The organism is Sinorhizobium sp. P24N7, assembly GCF_042436655.1.
GTDB classification, from domain to species: domain Bacteria; phylum Pseudomonadota; class Alphaproteobacteria; order Rhizobiales; family Rhizobiaceae; genus Sinorhizobium; species Sinorhizobium meliloti_A.
Genome location: NZ_JBHMIW010000025.1, coordinates 51,522 through 71,241, shown reverse-complemented (window position 1 = coordinate 71,241; position 19,720 = coordinate 51,522). Strand labels below are relative to the sequence as shown.

The window sequence follows — 19,720 nt, the reverse complement described above, 5'->3', positions numbered from 1 at the left end:
CGCAATCGCGCGCGTGCCGGCCCTTCGAATTGATCTGCGCGTGTCTGTCACCCCCAGAAAATCAGGGACCGACGGCACGCGGCGGCGGAGGCTGTTTTGGCATTCAAATCGATTTACGACAAGCCGTTCCTGACAAAATCAAACCTTTTCCGGCCCCTGTTCGACGCCGTGAACACGCGCCGGAAGGCACCCTCTACATCCTCATTCTACATGCGTCCGAAGCGAATCCACGGGATATATCGCCTCCTGCCGCGTGTTCTGCCCGATCCAGCCCCGTAGAGCCTTGATCTAAGTCGAGTTTGCGCCCTAATGCCGCAGAACACGTCCGAGTCCCCGCGCGACGGGAATGGGGCCGGCGCAACCTCCAATGCAATAGGAGCGAGGACCGTATGGAAACGATCATCGGCTTTCTGAACACGATCTTCTGGGGCTATGTGCTCATTTATGGTCTGCTTGCGGTCGGCCTCTATTTCACGGTCCGGCTCGGCTTTCCCCAAATCGTTCATTTCGCCGAAATGTTCCGGGTCTTAAGCCGCGGCGGCAGCAAGGATGCGGCCGGAATCAGCCCCTTCCAGGCGCTTATGGTCAGCCTCGCCTCACGTGTCGGAACCGGTAACCTCGCAGGCGTTGCGGTCGCTCTCTATCTCGGCGGACCCGGCGCGACCTTCTGGATGTGGATCGTGGCGTTCGTCGGCATGGCGACCGCCTATGCCGAGAGCGCGCTGGCTCAGCTGTACAAGATACGCAACGAGGACGGGCAATATCGCGGCGGGCCGGCTTTCTATATCGCTCGCGGCCTCAATGCGCCCTGGGCGGCCACGATCTTCTCGGCCTGCCTTATCCTTTCCTTCGGTCTCGTGTTCAACGCCGTTCAGGCAAACTCGATCGCCGATGCGGTCGAAGGCGCCTTCGGCGTGCCCAAACTCGCAGTGGGCGTGGCCGTTGCGCTACTCTCCGGCGTGGTGATCTTCGGCGGCATCCGCCAGATTGCCCGCGTCGCCGAGATTGTCGTCCCCTTCATGGCCGCGGCTTATCTGCTCACGGCTGTCTACGTGCTGATCGCAAATGCCTCGGCGGTGCCGGGCGTACTCTGGACGATCATCTCGAGCGCCTTCGGTTTTCAGGAAGCGGCCGGCGGCATCACCGGCGGGATTGCTGCGGCGATGCTCAACGGCGTCAAACGCGGCCTCTTCTCGAACGAGGCGGGCATGGGTTCGGCTCCGAATATCGCAGCCGTGGCGACGCCTGTACCGCACCATCCCTCGTCGCAGGGCTTCGTGCAGTCCCTGGGCGTTTTCATCGACACGATACTGATCTGCACCGCGACATCGGTGATGATCCTGCTTTCGGGCACGCTGGAACCCGGCTCCGGCGTCACCGGGACACAGCTCACACAGGCAGCGATGAGCACGCATATCGGCTCGGCCGGGACCTATTTCATCGCCATCGCGATCTTCTTCTTCGCTTTCACCTCGATCATCGGCAACTATTCCTACGCCGAAAACGCGCTGACCTATCTCGGCGGGGGCAACCGACTCGGGCTTATGATCATGCGTTGCGCCACGCTGGCGATGGTCGTCTGGGGAGCCTACGAAAGTATCAGCACCGTTTTCGACGCGGCCGACGCCTCCATGGGACTGATGGCGACGATCAATCTCGTCGCGATCCTGCTCCTTTCGGGGACCATCGCAAAGCTGACGAAAGATTATTTCGAACAGCGCAAAGCGGGCGCCGTCCCGGTTTTCCACGCGGCCGATTATCCGGAACTGCAGGGAAAGATTGATGGCGAGATCTGGTCGCGCGATTAGCGACAGGGCGGGACCGCCGAGGCATTCCTTGCCTCGGTGAGAGGGCATTGACCGCGCGGGTTCGCCGGCGCAAAAAAGGGCAATGGGAACGTCCTGCCCGGCATACCACAAAGACGCTGGCGCCGCCGACCGGCTCCAGCGGGAGGTTGCGGCCGGCTGTCCAGGCGTCGATAGGCCGAGGCTCTGCCCTCCCGCGCTCGCCCAGACGAGCGGAATCTACCGCGAGCAGTCGCCCCCTGCGGCGCTCGCCTCCTACTTCAAATGCCTCTGGCTGCACCGCATGCCCGACGGCGCCCCCTCGACCATCGCCGTCGTCCCGGACGGTTGCAGCGACATCATCTGGTCGTCGAAGGGGCTGGCCATCGTCGGTCCCGACAGGGTCGCCGCCTTTCCGAAGCTTCCTGCCGGCGAAACCATCATCGGCGCTCGGTTCCGGATCGGCGCGGCGGCGCCGTGGTTACGCACGCCGCTCCGCGAAATCACCGGCCAAACGGTGCCGCTCCATCTCGTCTGGGGTCCGGCTGCGAACGAAATCGAGGAGCGGATGCGCGAAGCAGCGAGCACGCCGGAGCGGCTCGGCGTTCTTGCTGCGGCTCTGCTTGGACGCCTATCCGCCGGCGCCGAGCCTCCGCCGCCGGACATTGCGGCTTGCGTCGCACATCTTCAGCTCGACCGGCTGACCTTAGACGATCCCGTCCGGACCCTTGTCCGTGAGATCGGTACCAGCGAGCGGACATTTCGCCGTCTGTGCCACGAGCATCTCGGCTACGGCGCAAAGACCCTCGACCGCATTCTGCGCCTGCAGCGCTTCCTGGCCGCCTGCCGCGCGCGGCCCGGGGACACGCTGGCAAACATTGCTGCCGATGCCGGCTATGCCGATCAGGCCCATCTTGCCCGGGAGGCAAGAGGGTTCACATCTTTCACGCCGCGCGAAATCCAGCGACAGTTGGCCGCGCGCTTCGGCCTTGGCCGGGTTGAGAATTCCCACATAACAGACTGACTCAAAAGACTATTAGGTGCATGGGCCCGTCGGCGGCAAGGTTGGCCGTTTCGTTCAAGACCGTTGCCCGGAGCAATGCTATAAATTCCAGGACGGAGGAACGCATGGCGACGATGACGGCCCGGATTATCCACACCTCGATCGAGCGCGACTGGCGCGAGGTCTATGCCTTCATGGCAGACCACGAGAAGATGCCGCTCTGGGCGACCGGTCTCTCCTCCGGGCTCACGCGCGACGGCGACGAGTGGATCGCACCCGGGCCTCTCGGCAATGCCCGCGTCCGCTTCGTCGCCGACAACGAATTCGGTGTGGTCGACCACCTCGTGACACTCGATAACGGCGCGCGCGTCCACAATGCGCTTCGCGTCGTGCCGAACGGCGACGGCGCGGAAGTCATGTTCACCCTGCTCAGGCAGCCCGGCATGACCGATGCGCAATTCGCCGATGACGCGGCCTGGGTCGAAAAGGATCTTGCCGCGCTCAAATCCATCCTGGAAACCGGTAATCACAAGCAGGAAGGCGGCAAAGCCAATGGCCAGCAAAGGTAACGACAAACGCATCGACTATGTCGAGTTCAATGTGACGGATATCGCCGCGAGCAAGGCCTTCTACGGCAGCGCCTTCGGCTGGACCTTCACGGATTACGGCCCGGAATATTGCGAGTTCGCCGACGGGCGGTTGACGGGCGGTTTCACCACACTTGGTCCGGTTCGCAGCGGCGGTCCGCTCGTCATCATCTATGCCGACCAGATCGAGGACGCTCAGCGACGGGTCGAAGCCGCAGGCGGCAAGATCCTGAAGCCTATCTTCACCTTCCCGGGCGGCCGGCGGTTCCATTTTGCCGACCCCGATGGCTATGAGCTGGCGGTGTGGTCGGCGCAGTAGCCGTAAGCCTGTTCATTCGCCGAAGCGGATGAACAGCGCGCCGACGAGCCCGAAGACGACGATGCACTGCAGGATGAACATCGGCCATTCCTGTGCCATCTCGTTTCCTCCTTCGGCTGACGCCGTCACGGTTCTCTTCGCGCATGCCCGGCGCACTCGAGACAATCCCTAAATCGGCACCGATTTAAGGAGGCGGCAGCTTCCGAGGGGAAAGATGTCCGTCAGGAGACCGGCTCAAATCGTCCGCTTGATGTGCCAGCGGTCATGATACCAGAGCCACTGGCCCGGATATTCGCGAACCCAGCTCTCGACCTTGTCGTTCAACATCTGCGCCGTTGCCGTGACATCGACGCTGCCGTCGGCCCTGCGGGGGATTTCGACCGCCGGCTCGAGCTCCAGCCGGAAGCGGTTGCCGGGCAGGCGAATGCAACGGGCCGGATAGACCTCGCAATTGAACTGGCGGACGAGCTTGGCAAGCAGCGGGTTCGTCTGCACGGGCTGCCCGAAGAATTTCGTCTTCAGGCCCTTGCGGAACTTCTGGTCGACGAGCACGCCGACTCCGCCGCCGCGTTCGAGCTGCCTGGCAAGGGCGAAGGAGGAGCCGGCATGCGACGGCACGAGGTTGCCCATGCGCTCCTTGCGGAATTCGAATACCCGATCGGCGAGATAGGGATTGTTCGGCGGCCGGAAGAGCACCGTCACGTCGAGGCCGAAAGCCGAGCCGGCAACCGGCAGCATTTCGAAATTGCCGCTATGGGCCGTGAAGACGATGAACGGCCGCGGATTGTCTCGCAGCTCCAGGAAGAGAGGGATGCCCGAAACCTCCACCCTGCCCGGCTCCGCGCGCGCCGGATCGAAGTCGAAGAGCTGATCGAGGAACACGTATTCGGCGGCGAGCCGCCCCATATTGCCCCAGCTTTCGAGCGCGATCGCCGCGATCTCGGCATCGCTCTTCTCGGGAAAGGCATTGCGCAGATTGATCAGCGTCAGCTTGTGACGGCCGGTTTTCGGCCCTATCCAGCGGGCAACGCGATCCATGAAGTTGATCGCCATGTCCGGGGGGAAGAGCTTGAGTATCGTGAGAAGCAGCAGGACGAACTGCGCGATCGACCATTGACGGAAACGATCCGCAGCAAGCACCAGCCGTGTGATCAGCATCCGCACGAAGATCAATCCATCCGCAACACGATCTTGCCGAAGATCTGGCGCGACTCCATACGCTCCAGCGCACGGTCGATATCGTTGAGCCCCACCTCGGTATCGATCACCGGGTGAACGAGCCCGCGCCCCATCTTCTGCATGGCGTTCGCCATGTTCTCCATGCGGCAGCCGAAGGAGCCGAGCAGTTTCAGCTGCTGTTGAAACAGCATCATCAGGTTCATGTCGGTCGAGACGCCGGAGGTCGAGCCGCAGGTGACGAGGCGTCCGCCCCGCTTCATCGACAGCATGGAGCCCGCCCAGGTATCCTTGCCGACATGTTCGAAGACGACATCGACGCCCTTTTTCTTCGTCAGCTTCCGCACGACGCCTTCGAAACGATCGGTCCGGTAATTGATGACGTGGTCGGCACCGAGAGCCTTCGCCCTGTCGATCTTGTCGTCCGATCCGACTGTGGTGATGACCGTGCAGCCGATCTTCTTGGCGAGTTGGATCGCGGCCGTGCCGATACCGGATCCGCCCGCATGGACGAGGATCGTCTCGCCGGGTTCGAGCCTGGCGTTGTCGAACAGCATGTGCTCGACGGTACCGAAGGTGACCGGCGCCAGCGCCGCGCCGATTTCATCGACACCCGGGGGTGCAGGCACCAACAGGCGCGCCGGAAGATTGACCTTCTCCTGCGCGAAGCCGTCCAGATGGAAGCCATGGACGCCTCCGACATGTTCGCAGAGATTGTCGCGCCCCTCGCGGCACGGGCGGCAGAGGCCGCAGGTACGCGCACCGTAGATCGAGACGAGCTGGCCGGGGAGCACATTGGCGACGCCCGGACCGATGCTCTCCACCACGCCGGAGGCTTCCGCGCCGATGACGAGCGGCATCTTGCGCTTGGCGAAAGCCATGCCGCGCCAGCCCCAGACGTCGATATGATTGAGCGCGACAGCCTTGACCCGCAGCTTCACCTCGCCGGGACCGGGTGCCTCCGGCTCCGGCAGATCGGTGATTTCAAGCTTGCGGTCATCGAGCAATTGCAGGGCGCGCATGGTTTTTCCTTTGCGGCAGGCAGGTATTCGGTCCTCGAGCGGCTCAAGCCGGCTCGGCGGTCATGACGAGGCTGGCGTTCTGGCCGCCGAAGCCGAAGGAGTTCGACAGCACTGCAGTCACCTGCTGGCTGCGCTTTACGTTCGGCACGACGTCGAGAACGATCGCGGGGTCGGGGTTCTGGTAGTTGATCGTCGGCGGCAGCGTGCCGCTGAGCATCGTCTGGAGCGAGAAGACCGCTTCGACCGCACCGGCTGCCGTCAGCGTGTGGCCGATCATCGACTTGTTGGATGAGACCGGGACCGACGGCAACCGCTCGCCGAAAACCACGGACATCGACAGATACTCCATCTTGTCGTTTTCGGGCGTGGAGGTGCCGTGGGCATTGATGTAGCCGATCCCGGCTTCGTCGATGCCCGCATCCGCAAGCGCTGCGCGGATCGTCGCGATCGCCGGTCCGCCATCGGGGGAGGAACGCGTGCGGTGGAAGAGGTCGGCCTTTTCGCCGCAGCCCTTGAGAATGCCGTAGATGCGCGCGCCGCGGGCGACCGCCGCTTCCAGCGATTCGAGCACGAGCGTCGCGGCGCCTTCCGCAATCACGAAACCGTCGCGATCCTTGGTGAAGGGCTTCGAAGCCTTTTCCGGCGGCTCGTTCTGTGTGGAGAGCGCCGAGAGCAGCGAGAAGCGGATGAGAGCCTCGGCACTGACCGAGCCGTCGGTCGCAACGGTGAGCGCCCTGTCGGTCCTTCCCTGGCGGATGGCTTCGACGCCGAGCTGTATGGCGGTCGCCCCGGATGCGCAGGCCGTCGAAAGCGTCACCGGGAGGCCACGCGTGCCGAATCGATCGGCAAGACGCTCCGAGATCGAGCCGAAAAGGACGGCCTCGTGGAAGGCCGGATCGGCCTTCTGCCGCATTGCCGCGAGGAAGCGGTTATAGGCGTCGCCCGGCTGGCTCGACGGCGGCGATCGGTCGGCAAGCTCGAAGCGGGCATTCCACTCAGGCTCGATCGGCGGGGCCGCCAGGAACAGCGGGCCGTTGAATTCGCCGGAAAGGCCGGCCTGCGCCAGGGCCTCCAGCGTCGTTTCACGCGCCATCGCATAGGAACGCTCGACGGCATTCTCCGCAGGGATCTCGATGAAGTCGACCGTGCCGCTGATGCGGGTCGAAAGAGCATCGGTCGGGAACCGGGTGATCCTGTGGATGCCCGATACGCCCCCGGTGAGCGCCGCCCAGTTATCGTCGAGCCCCTGCCCGAGCGAGGTGATGACGCCCATGCCGGTGACAGCAACGATCGGACGGCCGAGGTGGTCCTTATAAGCCTTGCTCATAGTTCGAGCTCCTTATTCCGCGGCAAGCACGGCGACGCCTTCGCCACGGGAGTGGCCGATGGTGGTAACGACCGCCGCCCTGGCCGGCGCCAGCATCGGGGCTTCGGCGGCGGGGTCGAAAGGCGGAACCTCGGCTGCGTGTCCGAGCGAGAGCGCGGCCAGGACCATGCCGACCGGAAACTGCGCCTCGATGCCGTGACCGACGAGCCCGCCATAGGCACGGACAGGCCGGCCGGCGAGTTCGGTCTCGAGAAACGCCTTCTCCCGTCCGGCAAGGTCATGGAAGCCCGAGGTGCCGGAAAAGACGACGGTCGACTGCGGATCGAGCTCCAGGGCCGGTTTCGACAAATATCTGAGGCGCGCTTCGAGCCGCCCGTCCTCGCGGCTGCCGCGGTCGCCGCCGATCGCATCGATCGTCGCATAGATGCGGGCGCCGCGCGACTCGGCATATTCGCGCGACTCCAGAACCAGGAAGGCGCCAACGGAGCCGAGGATCATACCGCCCCCGTCCTCGGGCCTGCGCGACCAGATCGGATGCCATTCACCGAGCGCATGGCCCTGGATCGCCTCGATCATCAGGACGATGTCGAGACGCTCGGCCGAAAATGCACCGCCGACGAGCGTGTGGCTCGACTGACCGGCCTTAATGCGGGCAAAGGCCGTCTCGATCGCGGAAATGCCGGCCGCCTCTTCGCCCATGAAAGTGCGCGACGAACCCGTAACCTTGTGCACGATGGAGATGTTGCCGGCGAGAAGGTTCGAAAGCTGCGCCAGAAACAGCGTCGGGCGCAGTTCCGTCGTTAGCTTCTCGTTCAAGAGCCGTTCGCGGTCGTTGCGCTTCAGCGCCTCGTCGACGATGAGCGAGTCGACATTGATGTCGCGCTCGCCGCCGCCGGCCGCGACGATCATGTCCATGCTGCCGCAGGCTTCGAGGTTGTCCTTGAGACCAGCGTCGTCGAGCGCCAGGCCGGCAGCGAAAACGCCGAGGCGCTGCCAGTTCTCCATCTGCCGCTGATCGCCCCGTTTCGGAATCTGCTGCGACCAATCGATTTCCGGCAACGGATGGATCGGATAGGGTGCGAAGCGTTCCGTCTCTATGCGGGCCTCAGGCGGCTCGGCCGCGCCGAGCAGCGCCACGTGAGGCTCGGCGCCAACGCCCTGGCTCGTCACGATGCCTACCCCGGTGATCACCACATCGTTCGCGGATTTCCTCATCTTCACTTCTCCGAACCGGCCATCGCGGCCATGAGCCCCAGTTCTTCCGCACGCTTGCGCACGATGTCGCCCAGCGGCACCTGGTCGAACGGAATCGTCCTCAGCTTCAGCTGGGCATCGCATATCTTCTTGCCGCCAGACGCAATCCTGGCCTTCGTCACGGCAAAGCCGGATCCCTCGTGCTCGAGCAGAGCCTCGATCTCAAGCTCGGCGTTCGGTTCCACGAAGCTGCGCATCTTGGCACCATCGACCGTCATCAGGAACGGCATTGCGGCGAATTTCGTGGCGGCCAGCACGAGAAAACCGGAAGCCTGCGCCATGGTTTCGATAAGCAGCACGCCCGGGACCAGCGGATAGCCGGGGAAATGCCCCTCGAATACCGGGCTCTTCTCCGGCACGACCGAGCGCGCCACGAGACGGCCTGCCGACAGATCGACGGTTTCGACCCGGTCGATCATCTGGAAATATTCAAGGAGCATTCAGGCTCATCCCATTCGTTTCGCGCTCAAGTAAAAATGCCGATGCCGCCTGTCAAGCGCGGGGCGCGACAGGCGGCATCGGGAAAGGGCCGATCCGTGTCAGCGATGATCGCTAAAACTCCGATCGCAGATGAAAGCGGAATCCACGCGGAAAGCCGCTTGAGGCTTCCTCAACCCGCTTTGGCGGCCCGCAGCTCGTCGATCTTGGCACAGAGGTTCTTCAGCACGAAGTATTCCTCGGTCGAGACCTTGCCTTCGTTGACTTCCTGAGTCCACTGCTCCAGCGGGATCTTGATGCCGAATTCCTTGTCGATCGCAAAAACGATGTCGAGAAAGTCGAGGCTGTCGATGCCGAGATCATCGATCGTGTGGCTTTCCGGCTTGATCGTCTCGCGATCGATCTCGCTCGTTTCCGCGATAATATCGGCAACCTTGTCGAATGTAGCTGTCACGCGCATACCTCTTAAAATTCGAGTCTTGGCGAACCCTATAGAAAAATGCACCGGAAAAGCCAATGCCCCACAGGCTTTTGCCACCGCGATTTGAAACAGATGTTGCTAAACCGCCAGGAGAGGGCCGTTTACCTAGAAGAAAACCAGAAGCGGCAAGGCGACGATCGCGAAAGCGAGCGCCATCACGGAGCAGGCCGCATAGAAGACGGTGACCGCAGCCTCGATATCCTCTATGGCAGCAACCGCACGTCCGGCATCGTTCATCATGGGCTCGTCGACCTTCACGCCACCATAGATTCTCGGGCCTGCAAGCTGAATGCCGACGGCGCCTGCCATCGCAGCCTCGGGCCAGCCGGAATTGGGCGAGCGGTGAAGTCCGTGATCGCGCCGCGCCACCTCGATTGCGGTTTTCGCCGCTTCCGCACCGCGCCGGAAATAGGCGCCGGCCGCAATCAGGAGGGCCGAGAGCCGGGCCGCGGGCAGGTTCGCCAGGTCGTCGAGCCGCGCCGAAGCCCAGCCGAAATGAAGATATTTCGGGCTCTTGTGGCCGATCATCGAGTCGGCCGTGTTCAGCATCTTGTAGGCAAGAAGGCCGGGAAGTCCGGCAACCGCATACCAGAAAGCGGGAGCGACGACGCCGTCTGAAAAGTTTTCCGCAAGGCTTTCGATCGCCGCCCGGCAGACGGCCGGCTCGTCGAGTGTGTTCGGATCACGTCCAACGATCATCGATACCGCCTTGCGGCCGCCCGCAAGCCCATCGCGTCGCAGGCCGACGGCAACCCGGGAAACGTGATCGGCAAGGCTCTTTTGGGCGAGGAAGACGGCCACCGTGACAACCTCGAGCAAAGAGCCGAGGGCGCCAAGCACATCGAAAAGCCGAGCGAGGACGACACCCAAGGCCGTGGCTCCGGCGAGCAGTACCAGAATGCCGACGACACCGCGGAATTTCAGCCAGGCCTTGGTGAATTCGCCGCGGTTAAGCGCCTCGTCCACGAATTCGACCGCCTTGCCGAAGAACACCACCGGATGGGTCAGACGCGACCAGAGCCAGTCCGGATCGCCGAGGATGCGGTCCAGCAGCAGCGCCATCACGAGGATCAGAAGTATTTCAGCCGACACTACACACCCATCCGGTTCAAGGCCTCGGCGAGACGACGGTCGCCCTGCGCGTTCGGCGACAATCCGATACGCAGCCAGCGCGGATCGTAGTCGAACTTTCGCGTCAGGATATGCGCCTCGCAGAGCGCCGCGTGAAGATCGTAAGCCCGTTCGTGTTCTACGAGCGTGAAGAGGCCGGTGCCGCCGACCACCTCGAGCCCCGCGCCGAGAAGCACCGCATCGAGCGCGGCCTTGCGTTCCGCGATGCCGGCCTTGATCCCCGGCGTGTCGCTTTCCATCAGCTTCGCCGAAATGGCAAGTGCCGGACCCGAGACCGACCAGGGGCCGAGCCAGTCACGAAACGACTGCTCGATCGACCGGTTCGCGACCACAAAGCCGAGCCGAAGGCCCGCAAGACCGAAGAATTTCCCGAAAGACCGGAAAACGACAAGGTTGTCATTGGCGGCAACGTGTCCGGCGACGCTTGCGTCCGGCTCCAGATCCCCGAAGGCCTCGTCCACCACGAGCAGGCCGTCATGCACCCGCATCGCCTCCGCCATTGCAAGGATTTCCTCCGGCGGAAAGAGCCGTCCGGTCGGATTGTTCGGATTGACGACGACCGCCAGGCCGTGCGCCGTCCGGAGATCACCGGCGCATGTGACGGTGTCGACGGTAAGGCCGGCGGCTTTCAGAACGCGCGCATATTCGCCATAGGTCGGCGCAAATACGGCGACGCGCTTTCCCGGGACCGCGATCCGCGGGAGCAATTGAATGACGGCCTGGGTTCCGGGCACCGGCAATGGCATGAGTTCGCCCGTTCGGTAGTAGCCCCTGGCCGCCGCACGCGCCGCCTCTTCCACATGCTGATCGGGCAATCGGTGCCAGACGCGCGCGTCGATTTCCGGCAGGGCGACGGGACACGGGTTGATCCCCGTCGAGAGATCAAGCCAGTCGTCGGGCGTGCCGCCGAAACGCGCTGCGGCTTCCGTGATCGCGCCGCCATGAATGATGGGAGCGGCCATGATCATTCCGAGAAATCGATGAGATGCATGAAGGAGCCGGCAACATTCCGGCGACGGAGGCCGGCGCGGCCGAGATCGAGCCCTGCCGCGTCCCGTGCCGTGAAGAGGGGCTCAGCCGCTCCCTCCGAAACGATCGTGGCATAGTGAAATTCGTGCGCGGTCATCGGTCCGCGGAAAAACACGTCGTCGACCGGTGTCACGTGCCGGTAGCCGAGATGCCGCTTGCGTTCGGCAAAGCTCGTGACGAGCGGCAAAAGCCCGAGCATCTCGTAACGCCCGCCATCCGCCGCGACAAGCCCGTCGCCCAGCACCATGTAGCCGCCGCACTCCCCGAAGATGCGCGCCGCGCCTCCAGCGGCCTTGTGCATGGCCGCGCGGAAATTCGAAGCATTGGAGAGCTGTTCCGGATGAAGCTCGGGATAACCGCCGGGGAGATAGACCGCATCGGCAAGCGGATCGGGCCCCTCGTCCGCAAGAGGCGAGAAGAACGTGATTTCGGCCCCCTGCCCGCGCCAGCCGGAAAGAAGATGCTCGTAGCAGAAGGCGAAGGCCACGTCGCGTGCGACGGCTGTCCGCTGGCCGAGCGGCGTTAGCGTCCCGGCCGTCTCTCCCACCGTCAGCGGCGTCGCCGCAGCAAGCACCGCCTCGAGATCGCAACCCGATGCGACCCGCATTGCCGCGTGATCGATGAAGGCTTCCAGCGATCCATGCTCGCCTGCCTGTACGAGGCCCAGGTGGCGTTCGGGCAGCTTCAGTGCTGCGTCCTGCCGCAGCACGCCGAAGACCGGCATCGCAATTCCGGCAAGCGCATCGCGCAGCATTCCCTCATGCCGGTCGCTGCCGACCTTGTTCAGAATGACGCCCGCGACACGGACATCGTCGCGGTGACGGGCATAGCCGCCAACCAGGGCGGCCACGGAATGGGAGAGGCGCGCGCAATCGACGACCAGGATCACTGCAAGTCCGAGTGCTGCGGCGAGATCCGCCGGCGCGCCCGTGCCATCCGCTGCGCCGTCAAAGAGGCCCATCATCGCCTCCATGATCAGCACCGACCCGTCTTCCGTCGCAGCCGCCGCATTGGCAAGGAGCAGTTCGGGGCGCATTGCCCAAGGGTCATAATTGAAGCAGGGTTTGCCGCTGGCAGCCGTGTGAAACGCCGGGTCGATATAGTCCGGCCCCGCCTTTCCAGGCGCGATCGAGAGCCCGCGCCGTTTCAATGCCCGCATCAGGCCGAGCGTGACCGTGGTCTTGCCCGAGCCGGAGCTCGGGGCTGCAATCATCACTCCATTCATGCCGGATTCCGGAGAATGCGGCTCGAAAACGGATCGGGAGCGAGCGCCCGGCCATCGAGAGCGCCAAGCCAGTCGAGCGAGGCGCGCAGCCGGACGACTTCGCCGACGACGACGATTGCCGGCGGCTCGAGCCCCGAAGCGGTTACATCGGTCTCAGCGGACGAAAGCGTGGTTTCCAGCACCACCTGCTCCGGCGTCGCGGCATTGCAGACGAAAGCCACAGGCTCGTCCGGCGAGCGGCCGGCGGCGATCAGGTTGGCCGAGATCTGGCCGATATGCTTCATCGCCATGTACATGACGATCACCGGAGAGCCCTTGGCAATGCCTTCCCAATTGATCCTGTCCGGCACGACGCCGGAAGAATCATGGCCGGTGAGGAAAGTCACCGCGTGGTTCACCTCCCGATGCGTGACCGGAATACCGGCATAGGCAAGCCCGCCTATGCCCGCGGTGATCCCGGGAACGATGCGAAACGGGATGCGGTGCTCGACCAGGGTCAGCGCCTCCTCTCCGCCGCGGCCGAAGACAAAGGGATCGCCACCCTTGAGGCGCAGCACCCTCTTCCCTTCACGTGCCAGTTCGACCAGCCGCAGCGAGATATCGCGCTGTTTCGGCGAAGGCTTGCCGCCGCGCTTGCCCGCAAATTCGAGTGCGGCACTCGCTTTGGCGAGCTTGAGGCAATCACCGTTGACCAGCGCGTCGTGAACGATCACATCCGCCTGGCGAAGCGCGTTGGCTGCGTGCAGGGTCAGAAGGCCGGGATCGCCCGGGCCCGCGCCGACGAGCCAGACCGAACCCGGCTCGAGATCAGGCAGGCCGGCAAACATGTCGGTCATCGGTCGATACTCCGGGCAAAGCAAGGCATTCCATCCGATCCGACGAAGGAAATGCTTGAAGTCGTTATGCAGGAAACAATGGCAGATAATTGAATCCGCTCATCAAAGAAACTGCAAAATTCGGCCGAGGCCATCACACGGCTCCCTTTGCAAAATCCGCCGGTCCGGCGATTGCCGCCGTCGCCCGCACCGATCGGATCTTAGGTACAAGCAGCACCGCGTCGCACCCGGCGGCCGCCAGAGCCGCGCCTTCAGCAACGCCGTGGCAACCCGTATGGGCAAAGACGACCTTCGATGGATTTTTTAGACGCGACGATTGCGCCTCCAGCGTGGCAGCGTCGAAGAAATGCGTGGGCACCGAAAAGTGCCGCGCCACCGCATGGATCGCGGGCTCATCGGTTCGCGCATCCAGAGAGGCGACGAGTGCGACATCCCTGCCGGAAGCGCCGGCATCCGCCAGCGCCTGTTCGGCAAGCGCGATCACCTCTTCGGGCGCAGTGTTGCGCTCGCAGCCAAGGCCGAGCACGAGTTCGGCGGTGATGTGTCCTTCGGCGGAAGGCATATGCGGTGCGGCTCCCATGCGGCGTCGGCGTTCCATACGAAGCGCCGGCCTGGCAAATGCCACGTACCGGTCCGGACAGCACCGGATCAAGCCCCCTGCATGGGTCGGCCGCACCGGACGCTCTTTCAGTCCGCCTGAACGGACGCCGTCGCATGATCGTCATTTTTATCGGAGCGTTTCAGGTCGGTCAAACCGGATTGCGCCATCCACGTGTCGCAAACCGTGCGGTCACGGAACGCCCTCAAGACAATTCTTTGCATTTCGGCGTCAGCTCTGACACAAGGCGGCTGAAGCAGTTCCGCCGCCCTATTTGCTCGAGACTCCAGTGCACGACCTAGCCCTCCACATACTGCTCTTTCTTTTTGCGGCCGCATTCCTTGCCGGCTTCATCGATTCGATCGCCGGCGGCGGCGGGATGATTACCATCCCGGCCATGCTGATTGCGGGGATTCCACCGCTCGAGACGCTGGGCACCAACAAGCTGCAATCCCTTTTCGGCTCCGGGTCGGCGAGCATCGCCTATGCCCGGCACGGCCATGTGAACCTCAGGGAGCAGCTCCCGATGGCCCTGATGTCGGCGGGGGGCGCAGTTTTGGGCGCCTTGCTGGCGACGGTCGTTCCCGCGGACGTCCTGGAGGCCGTGCTGCCGTTCCTGTTGATCGGCATCGCGCTCTACTTCGGCTTCAAGCCGAATATCGGCGACATCGACAAGCATCGGCGGCTGTCGGTGTTCCTGTTCACCATCACCTTCGTGCCCCTGATCGGCCTCTATGACGGCGTTTTCGGTCCGGGCACAGGTTCCTTCTTCATGCTCGGTTTCGTCTCCCTCGCAGGCTACGGCATCCTCAAGGCGACGGCGCACACGAAATTCCTGAATTTCGGCTCCAATATCGGCGCATTTTTCGTCTTCCTGCTCAGCGGCGTCGTGCTCTGGAAGATCGGCCTGACGATGGGCGTCGGCCAGTTCCTCGGCGCGCAGGTCGGCTCGCGTTATGCGATGGCAAAGGGCGCGAAGATCATCAAGCCTTTGCTGGTCGTCGTTTCGATCGCGCTCGCCATCCGGCTGCTCGCCGATCCGGGATATCCGCTGCGGATCTGGCTGGGGCTTTAGGCCAGTCGAAAACCGATGAGCGTTCAGCCGCTCCAGACGAGATGTCCGCCGCCCAGATCCGATGGCGGCGGGAAGGACGGCACATAGTCCAGGGCCCGCACGGGACTCGGCAGGTCTTCCGCTTTCGGCACGAAATCCCGGCGCGCTCGACCCGGATCTGCCACGGGAACGGCAGCCATCAGTTTCTTCGTATAGGGATGCTGCGGATTCTCGAAGATCTGCCGCCGCGTGCCCGTTTCTACGAAACGGCCCATATACATGACCGCTACCCGATGGCTGATTTGCTCGACGACTGCCATGTCGTGAGAAATAAACAGGTAGGAGACGCCGGTCTCGTCCTGGATGTCCTGCAGGAGATCGAGCACCTGAGCCTGGATCGACACGTCGAGTGCCGCGACGGACTCATCTGCGACGATGAGCTTCGGCGAGAGAGACAGGGCGCGCGCTATGCAGATGCGCTGCCGCTGACCGCCCGAAAACTCATGCGGGTAGCGCTTCATCTGCTCGGGCGACAATCCGACCCGCTTGAAAAGATACTCCACCCGGTCACGCAGCTCGCTTCCGCTTGCAAGGCCGTGGATCACCAGTGGCTCGGCCACCAGATCACCGACGCGCATTCGCGGATCCAGCGATGCGTAAGGGTCCTGGAAGATCATCTGGACGTCGCGCAGGATGGGCCGCATGGTGCTCCCCCGCAAGCCATGCGTGGAGCGTCCGTCGACGCGGATGTCTCCCGTCCACGGGACAAGGTTCAAGAGCGCCTTGCCGGTCGTCGACTTGCCGCAACCGGATTCTCCGACGAGAGACAGCGTCTCACCCCTGCGCACGGAGAAAGAAATGCCCTCCACCGCGTGAAGTCGCCTGACCGGGCGCTGAAGGATGCCGCCCTTGATGTCGAAACGCACCGTGAGGTTCTCGACCTCGAGCATCGGCTGTTCGTCGTCTGGCTGAGATCCTGCCGCGACCGCCTTCGCCGCTGCGCGTTTCGGTGCCTCCGTTCCCGCCATTTCGCCGAGGCGCGGCACAGCGGAAAGGAGTTCCTTCGTGTACGCATCCCGCGGATGCGCGAAAAGATCCCTGCTGGTTGCGTGCTCGACGGTGCGGCCATGCTTCATCACCAGCACCTCGTCGGCCATCTCCGCGACCACGCCCATGTCATGGGTGATCATGATCACCGAAATCCCATGATCGGCCTGCAGCTTGCGAATAAGGGCCAGGATCTGCGCCTGAACCGTTACGTCGAGCGCCGTCGTGGGCTCGTCGGCGATCAGAATTCGCGGGTTCTGCGCGAGTGCCATCGCGATGACGATGCGCTGACGCAAGCCGCCGGAAAGCTCGTGCGGATATTGGCCGAGCCGCCGCTCCGGCTCCGGGATCTGAACCTGGTCCAGGAGTTCTACGGCCCGCACCCGCGCGGCGCGCCGGCCACTGGCGTTTCCATGCGCGGTGATCGCACCGATCAGCTGATTGCCGACCGTCATCACCGGGTTGAGCGAGGTCATCGGCTCCTGGAAGATCATCCCGATCTTGCGCCCGCGAATTTGCCGCATGCGCGCTTCCGGAAGCGCCAATATGTCCTCGCCATCGAGAGTGGCCGAGCCGCCCGCAATACGTGCCATCGGCTTCGGCAGCAGCTGCATCAGCGAAAGCGCGGTCATCGACTTTCCCGATCCGCTCTCGCCTGCAAGACAAAGCGTCCTGCCGGGAAGAAGATCGAAGGACAGACGCTCCACCACGACCTTCGGCCCGGTCGGCGTGGCCACCTGGACGGTCAGTTCCTTCACGGAAAGCAGAGAGGAAGTCATCGGGCAGAGGCCTCGGCAATGTCATCAGGAGGACGCCCTGCCCCGCCGAGGCGGAACAGGGCCGTTCGTCACGCAAAGACGATGCGCGGGAAATAGAAGGACACGACCCAGTTCGGCTGGTCGACGACCTCACTGATGCGGAGGTCGCCGCAGACCGAGCACAGCATATAGGCGTCTTCCGGCTTCATGCCGCGTGTCGCACAGAGAAGGTCGATCATGCCGGATACGGCCGCACGCGCACCTTCCATCAGATCGCTTCCAATGCCGGTCGTGACCTCATAACCCTCGGCGTCGAGATGCCGTGTGACGGGGCCCGGCGTGGTAAAGCGCGGCATCTTGAGATTGGCGTCCTTCACCAGCTCCAGCTTCACGACCACATCCATCGCGCTTTCGATGGCCGTGCCGCAGACTTCGCCATCCCCCTGCGCCGCATGTGTGTCGCCGATGGAGAACAAGGCGCCCTCCACCTCGACGGGCAGGTAAAGGGTCGTTCCCGCCGCTAGATCGCGAATGTCGAGATTGCCTCCTACCCGCCGCGGCGGAACTACGGAATGCAGCCCCGGCTCTGCCGGCGCGAGCCCGATCGTTCCGGCGAAGGGCTTCAGGGGAACCCGGCCGAGCTCGCCGAAGGCTGCGGGAGCGAGCGTAGCCGGATCATATTTCCACAGTGTCAGCGCCGGCTCGGCGAACTGATCGGCGAGGAGCCCGAAGCCCGGAATATTGGCCGTCCAGCCAAAGCCGCTCGGCTTGAAGTGCTCGATGGTCACCTTCAGGGCGTCCCCCGGCTTGGCCCCATCGACATAGATGGGACCGGTGACCGGATTGACCTTCGTAAAATCGACCGTCGAGACATCGGCAACCGTGCTGTCGGCGGTGAAATGACCGGAGCCGGAGTCCAGGCAATTGAACTCGAGCCGCGAGCCGGGCGCCACGGTTTCCGCCGGCGGGATCGAATGATCCCAGCCGTAATGGTGATGGCGTCCGTGGATGGTGTAGTCGCAGTTACTGCACATCTTTTGCATATACCTGATCGTAATGGACGGGGATGTGGACCGGATCGACGAACAGCTTGTCGTCGCCGCCGATACGCTCGGAGCGGATGGTGAAGCGCTCCTCGTTGAAGATCGGCGCCCAGGGCGCGTCCTCCATGATCTTCAGATAGATGTCGCGCCACAGGGCCTCGCGCTCCGCGGCCTTTGCCGGGTCGACGATGGCGTCGGCTTCGGCTGCCTTCTTGTCGAGCTCTTCATTGCAGTACCAGGACCAGTTCCAGCCTCCCGGCACGGCACCGCCGCAACCCAGAATGGGACCATAGAAGTTCGAGGGATCGGGGAAATCGGCAATCCACGCCATGCCGCCCGACCAGATCATCGGCGCCTGGTTTTCCTCGCCGCCGGCCGCAATGACATTGGCCTGTGCGAGCGATTTGATGGATGCCGTGATGCCGATCGCCTTCAGGTCCTGCTGGATCGCCTGGGCGATGCGCGGCTGCGGGTCGGTGTTCATGACATAGAGTTCGGTCGAGAACCCGTCCGCGAGGCCAGCTTGCTCGAGCAGCTTCTTGGCACCGTCGGGATCGTAGGCATAACCTGCATAGTCCTTTGCGTAGCCAGGCATCGAGGGCGGCAGCGGCTGGTTGGCGGCAACCGCGCGACCGTTGATGATACGCAGGATACGATCCTTGTTGATGGCCATGTTCACAGCCTTGCGCACCTCGACCTTGTCGAAGGGAGCCATCTTGACGTTCATCGTCACATAGCCGGTGTGCAGCTGGCCACCCTGGATGATCAGGTCCTTGAAGTTCGGATCATTCGTCACTTCGACGAACTTCGCCGGCGGAATGCCGTCCCCGGGCACGTCGATTTCCCCATTCTGCAGCCGAAGCAGCGCGACGACCGGCTCCTGGCCAACCTCGAAGGTGATGCGGTCCAGCTTCGGAAGCCCTTCGTTCCAGTAGTCGGCGAAGCGCTCGAAAACGAGGCGCTGCCCAAGCGTCCACTCGGCAAGCTTGAACGCGCCGGAACCGACGGGATTCTTCCCGAAGTCGGCGCCGTGTTTCTCGACCTCTTCCTTCGGCACGACATGCGCAAAGTTGAGGGCCATGACGTGGAGGAATGTGGCGTCGGGACGGGTCAGTTCGAACCTGATCGTGTGCGGATCCTGCACCGTGATGCCGGACAGCCCCTCCGCCTTGCCGGCAGAGGCATCTTCAAAGCCTTTGATCGTCGAAAAGAAGCCGGCGCCTGGGCTTTGGGTCGTCGGGTTCACCACGCGCTCGATCGAATATTTCACGTCTTCGGCCGTCAGCTCGCGGCCATTGTGAAACTTGACGCCCTGGCGCAGCTTGAACGTGAAGACTTTGCCGTCTTCAGAGATTTCGTAGGATTCGGCAAGGTCGGGACGCAGCTCGGTCGTGCCCGGGACATAATCCATCAGGCCGTCGAACAGCGACTTGATCATCGACCAGTTCTGCCAGTCGTAGCCGATCGCCGGATCGAGTGTCGAAACATCGTCCTTGTAGGTGACGGTCATTTCGCCGCCCTGCTTGATGTCGTCGGCAAGCGCAGGAGTTCCCAAGAGGGCAGCGGCACAGACGCCGGCCAGTAGCAAGTTCCTCATCTGAAGTTCCT

19 protein-coding genes are annotated in these 19,720 nt (G+C 63.4%); 5 read left to right on the top strand and 14 right to left on the bottom strand.

The window, feature by feature from the left end; genetic code table 11:
* Positions 1–389 precede the first annotated feature (389 nt).
* From ACFHWW_RS31410 to ACFHWW_RS31395, 4 genes are all read left to right on the top strand, one after another.
* Complete coding sequence (locus ACFHWW_RS31410) at positions 390–1,808, top strand: sodium:alanine symporter family protein (RefSeq protein WP_100673729.1); 1,419 nt, start codon at positions 390–392, stop codon at positions 1,806–1,808.
* Positions 1,809–1,890: 82 nt separating this feature from the next.
* Positions 1,891–2,808 carry a DUF6597 domain-containing transcriptional factor gene (locus ACFHWW_RS31405; protein WP_379943149.1) on the top strand — a complete coding sequence of 306 codons (918 nt, stop codon included), beginning with the start codon at positions 1,891–1,893 and terminating at the stop codon, positions 2,806–2,808.
* A 104-nt stretch (positions 2,809–2,912) separates the two neighbouring features.
* A complete protein-coding gene (locus ACFHWW_RS31400; RefSeq protein ID WP_275597777.1) occupies positions 2,913–3,356 on the top strand; it encodes an SRPBCC family protein in 444 nt (147 codons plus the stop codon).
* A complete protein-coding gene (locus tag ACFHWW_RS31395) occupies positions 3,340–3,693 on the top strand; it encodes a VOC family protein (protein WP_127711086.1) in 354 nt (117 codons plus the stop codon). The genes ACFHWW_RS31400 and ACFHWW_RS31395 overlap by 17 nt, the downstream gene beginning before the upstream one ends.
* 234 nt (positions 3,694–3,927) lie before the next feature.
* Here the strand turns inward: ACFHWW_RS31395 and ACFHWW_RS31390 are convergent, their stop codons facing one another.
* The 11 genes from ACFHWW_RS31390 to ACFHWW_RS31340 form a co-directional block, all read right to left on the bottom strand.
* Entirely contained in the window at positions 3,928–4,851 is a 924-nt protein-coding gene (locus ACFHWW_RS31390) for a lipid A biosynthesis lauroyl acyltransferase (protein ID WP_100673788.1), read from the bottom strand.
* Positions 4,852–4,862: 11 nt separating this feature from the next.
* Positions 4,863–5,891, bottom strand: a complete 1,029-nt coding sequence (locus ACFHWW_RS31385; RefSeq protein WP_379943147.1) for a zinc-binding dehydrogenase — start codon at positions 5,889–5,891, stop codon at positions 4,863–4,865.
* A 43-nt stretch (positions 5,892–5,934) separates the two neighbouring features.
* Positions 5,935–7,218 carry a beta-ketoacyl-ACP synthase gene (locus ACFHWW_RS31380; RefSeq protein WP_379943145.1) on the bottom strand — a complete coding sequence of 428 codons (1,284 nt, stop codon included), beginning with the start codon at positions 7,216–7,218 and terminating at the stop codon, positions 5,935–5,937.
* Between the two features lie 12 nt (positions 7,219–7,230).
* Positions 7,231–8,433 carry a beta-ketoacyl-ACP synthase gene (locus ACFHWW_RS31375; protein ID WP_379943143.1) on the bottom strand — a complete coding sequence of 401 codons (1,203 nt, stop codon included), beginning with the start codon at positions 8,431–8,433 and terminating at the stop codon, positions 7,231–7,233.
* Between the two features lie 2 nt (positions 8,434–8,435).
* Positions 8,436–8,912: a 3-hydroxyacyl-ACP dehydratase FabZ family protein gene (locus tag ACFHWW_RS31370; protein ID WP_003530766.1), complete on the bottom strand. Its 477-nt coding sequence runs from the start codon at positions 8,910–8,912 to the stop codon at positions 8,436–8,438.
* Positions 8,913–9,082: 170 nt separating this feature from the next.
* The gene (locus ACFHWW_RS31365; RefSeq protein WP_010969581.1) at positions 9,083–9,370 is read right to left on the bottom strand and encodes an acyl carrier protein; all 288 of its coding nucleotides are present in this window, start codon (positions 9,368–9,370) and stop codon (positions 9,083–9,085) included.
* A 126-nt stretch (positions 9,371–9,496) separates the two neighbouring features.
* The gene (cbiB, locus tag ACFHWW_RS31360) at positions 9,497–10,483 is read right to left on the bottom strand and encodes an adenosylcobinamide-phosphate synthase CbiB (protein WP_275599853.1); all 987 of its coding nucleotides are present in this window, start codon (positions 10,481–10,483) and stop codon (positions 9,497–9,499) included.
* Entirely contained in the window at positions 10,483–11,484 is a 1,002-nt protein-coding gene (gene cobD / locus ACFHWW_RS31355; RefSeq protein ID WP_379943140.1) for a threonine-phosphate decarboxylase CobD, read from the bottom strand. Before cobD ends, cbiB begins: the two co-directional genes overlap by 1 nt.
* Before the next feature lie 2 nt (positions 11,485–11,486).
* A complete protein-coding gene (locus ACFHWW_RS31350) occupies positions 11,487–12,776 on the bottom strand; it encodes a cobyrinate a,c-diamide synthase (RefSeq protein ID WP_379943138.1) in 1,290 nt (429 codons plus the stop codon).
* Positions 12,773–13,612: a uroporphyrinogen-III C-methyltransferase gene (cobA, locus tag ACFHWW_RS31345; protein WP_275597775.1), complete on the bottom strand. Its 840-nt coding sequence runs from the start codon at positions 13,610–13,612 to the stop codon at positions 12,773–12,775. The genes ACFHWW_RS31350 and cobA overlap by 4 nt, the downstream gene beginning before the upstream one ends.
* 133 nt (positions 13,613–13,745) lie before the next feature.
* Positions 13,746–14,174, bottom strand: a complete 429-nt coding sequence (locus tag ACFHWW_RS31340; RefSeq protein WP_379943169.1) for a cobalamin biosynthesis protein — start codon at positions 14,172–14,174, stop codon at positions 13,746–13,748.
* Positions 14,175–14,499: 325 nt separating this feature from the next.
* Here ACFHWW_RS31340 and ACFHWW_RS31335 point away from each other — a divergent pair, with 325 nt between their 5' ends.
* Positions 14,500–15,285: a TSUP family transporter gene (locus tag ACFHWW_RS31335; protein WP_379943136.1), complete on the top strand. Its 786-nt coding sequence runs from the start codon at positions 14,500–14,502 to the stop codon at positions 15,283–15,285.
* Positions 15,286–15,308: 23 nt separating this feature from the next.
* On the opposite strand, the gene ACFHWW_RS31330 is transcribed toward ACFHWW_RS31335, so the two are convergent.
* From ACFHWW_RS31330 to ACFHWW_RS31320, 3 genes are all read right to left on the bottom strand, one after another.
* Positions 15,309–17,090, bottom strand: a complete 1,782-nt coding sequence (locus ACFHWW_RS31330) for an ABC transporter ATP-binding protein (RefSeq protein ID WP_379943134.1) — start codon at positions 17,088–17,090, stop codon at positions 15,309–15,311.
* A gap of 68 nt (positions 17,091–17,158) precedes the next feature.
* Positions 17,159–18,103 carry an acetamidase/formamidase family protein gene (locus tag ACFHWW_RS31325; RefSeq protein ID WP_275597774.1) on the bottom strand — a complete coding sequence of 315 codons (945 nt, stop codon included), beginning with the start codon at positions 18,101–18,103 and terminating at the stop codon, positions 17,159–17,161.
* Positions 18,093–19,709, bottom strand: a complete 1,617-nt coding sequence (locus tag ACFHWW_RS31320; RefSeq protein WP_127711066.1) for an ABC transporter substrate-binding protein — start codon at positions 19,707–19,709, stop codon at positions 18,093–18,095. Before ACFHWW_RS31320 ends, ACFHWW_RS31325 begins: the two co-directional genes overlap by 11 nt.
* Positions 19,710–19,720 lie beyond the last annotated feature (11 nt).

Bases quoted from the DNA above. Each gene is read 5' to 3' on its own strand.
- ACFHWW_RS31390 (WP_100673788.1), bottom strand. From the start codon at position 4,851: ATGCTGATCACACGGCTGGTGCTTGCTGCGGATCGTTTCCGTCAATGG.
- ACFHWW_RS31350 (WP_379943138.1), bottom strand. From the start codon at position 12,776: ATGAATGGAGTGATGATTGCAGCCCCGAGCTCCGGCTCGGGCAAGACC.
- ACFHWW_RS31410 (WP_100673729.1), top strand. From the start codon at position 390: ATGGAAACGATCATCGGCTTTCTGAACACGATCTTCTGGGGCTATGTG.
- ACFHWW_RS31340 (WP_379943169.1), bottom strand. From the start codon at position 14,174: ATGCCTTCCGCCGAAGGACACATCACCGCCGAACTCGTGCTCGGCCTT.
- ACFHWW_RS31370 (WP_003530766.1), bottom strand. From the start codon at position 8,912: ATGCTCCTTGAATATTTCCAGATGATCGACCGGGTCGAAACCGTCGAT.
- ACFHWW_RS31395 (WP_127711086.1), top strand. From the start codon at position 3,340: ATGGCCAGCAAAGGTAACGACAAACGCATCGACTATGTCGAGTTCAAT.
- ACFHWW_RS31325 (WP_275597774.1), bottom strand. From the start codon at position 18,103: ATGTGCAGTAACTGCGACTACACCATCCACGGACGCCATCACCATTAC.
- ACFHWW_RS31400 (WP_275597777.1), top strand. From the start codon at position 2,913: ATGGCGACGATGACGGCCCGGATTATCCACACCTCGATCGAGCGCGAC.
- ACFHWW_RS31405 (WP_379943149.1), top strand. From the start codon at position 1,891: ATGGGAACGTCCTGCCCGGCATACCACAAAGACGCTGGCGCCGCCGAC.
- ACFHWW_RS31330 (WP_379943134.1), bottom strand. From the start codon at position 17,090: ATGACTTCCTCTCTGCTTTCCGTGAAGGAACTGACCGTCCAGGTGGCC.
- cobA (WP_275597775.1), bottom strand. From the start codon at position 13,612: ATGACCGACATGTTTGCCGGCCTGCCTGATCTCGAGCCGGGTTCGGTC.
- ACFHWW_RS31385 (WP_379943147.1), bottom strand. From the start codon at position 5,891: ATGCGCGCCCTGCAATTGCTCGATGACCGCAAGCTTGAAATCACCGAT.
- cobD (WP_379943140.1), bottom strand. From the start codon at position 11,484: ATGGCCGCTCCCATCATTCATGGCGGCGCGATCACGGAAGCCGCAGCG.
- ACFHWW_RS31320 (WP_127711066.1), bottom strand. From the start codon at position 19,709: ATGAGGAACTTGCTACTGGCCGGCGTCTGTGCCGCTGCCCTCTTGGGA.
- ACFHWW_RS31375 (WP_379943143.1), bottom strand. From the start codon at position 8,433: ATGAGGAAATCCGCGAACGATGTGGTGATCACCGGGGTAGGCATCGTG.
- ACFHWW_RS31380 (WP_379943145.1), bottom strand. From the start codon at position 7,218: ATGAGCAAGGCTTATAAGGACCACCTCGGCCGTCCGATCGTTGCTGTC.
- ACFHWW_RS31365 (WP_010969581.1), bottom strand. From the start codon at position 9,370: ATGCGCGTGACAGCTACATTCGACAAGGTTGCCGATATTATCGCGGAA.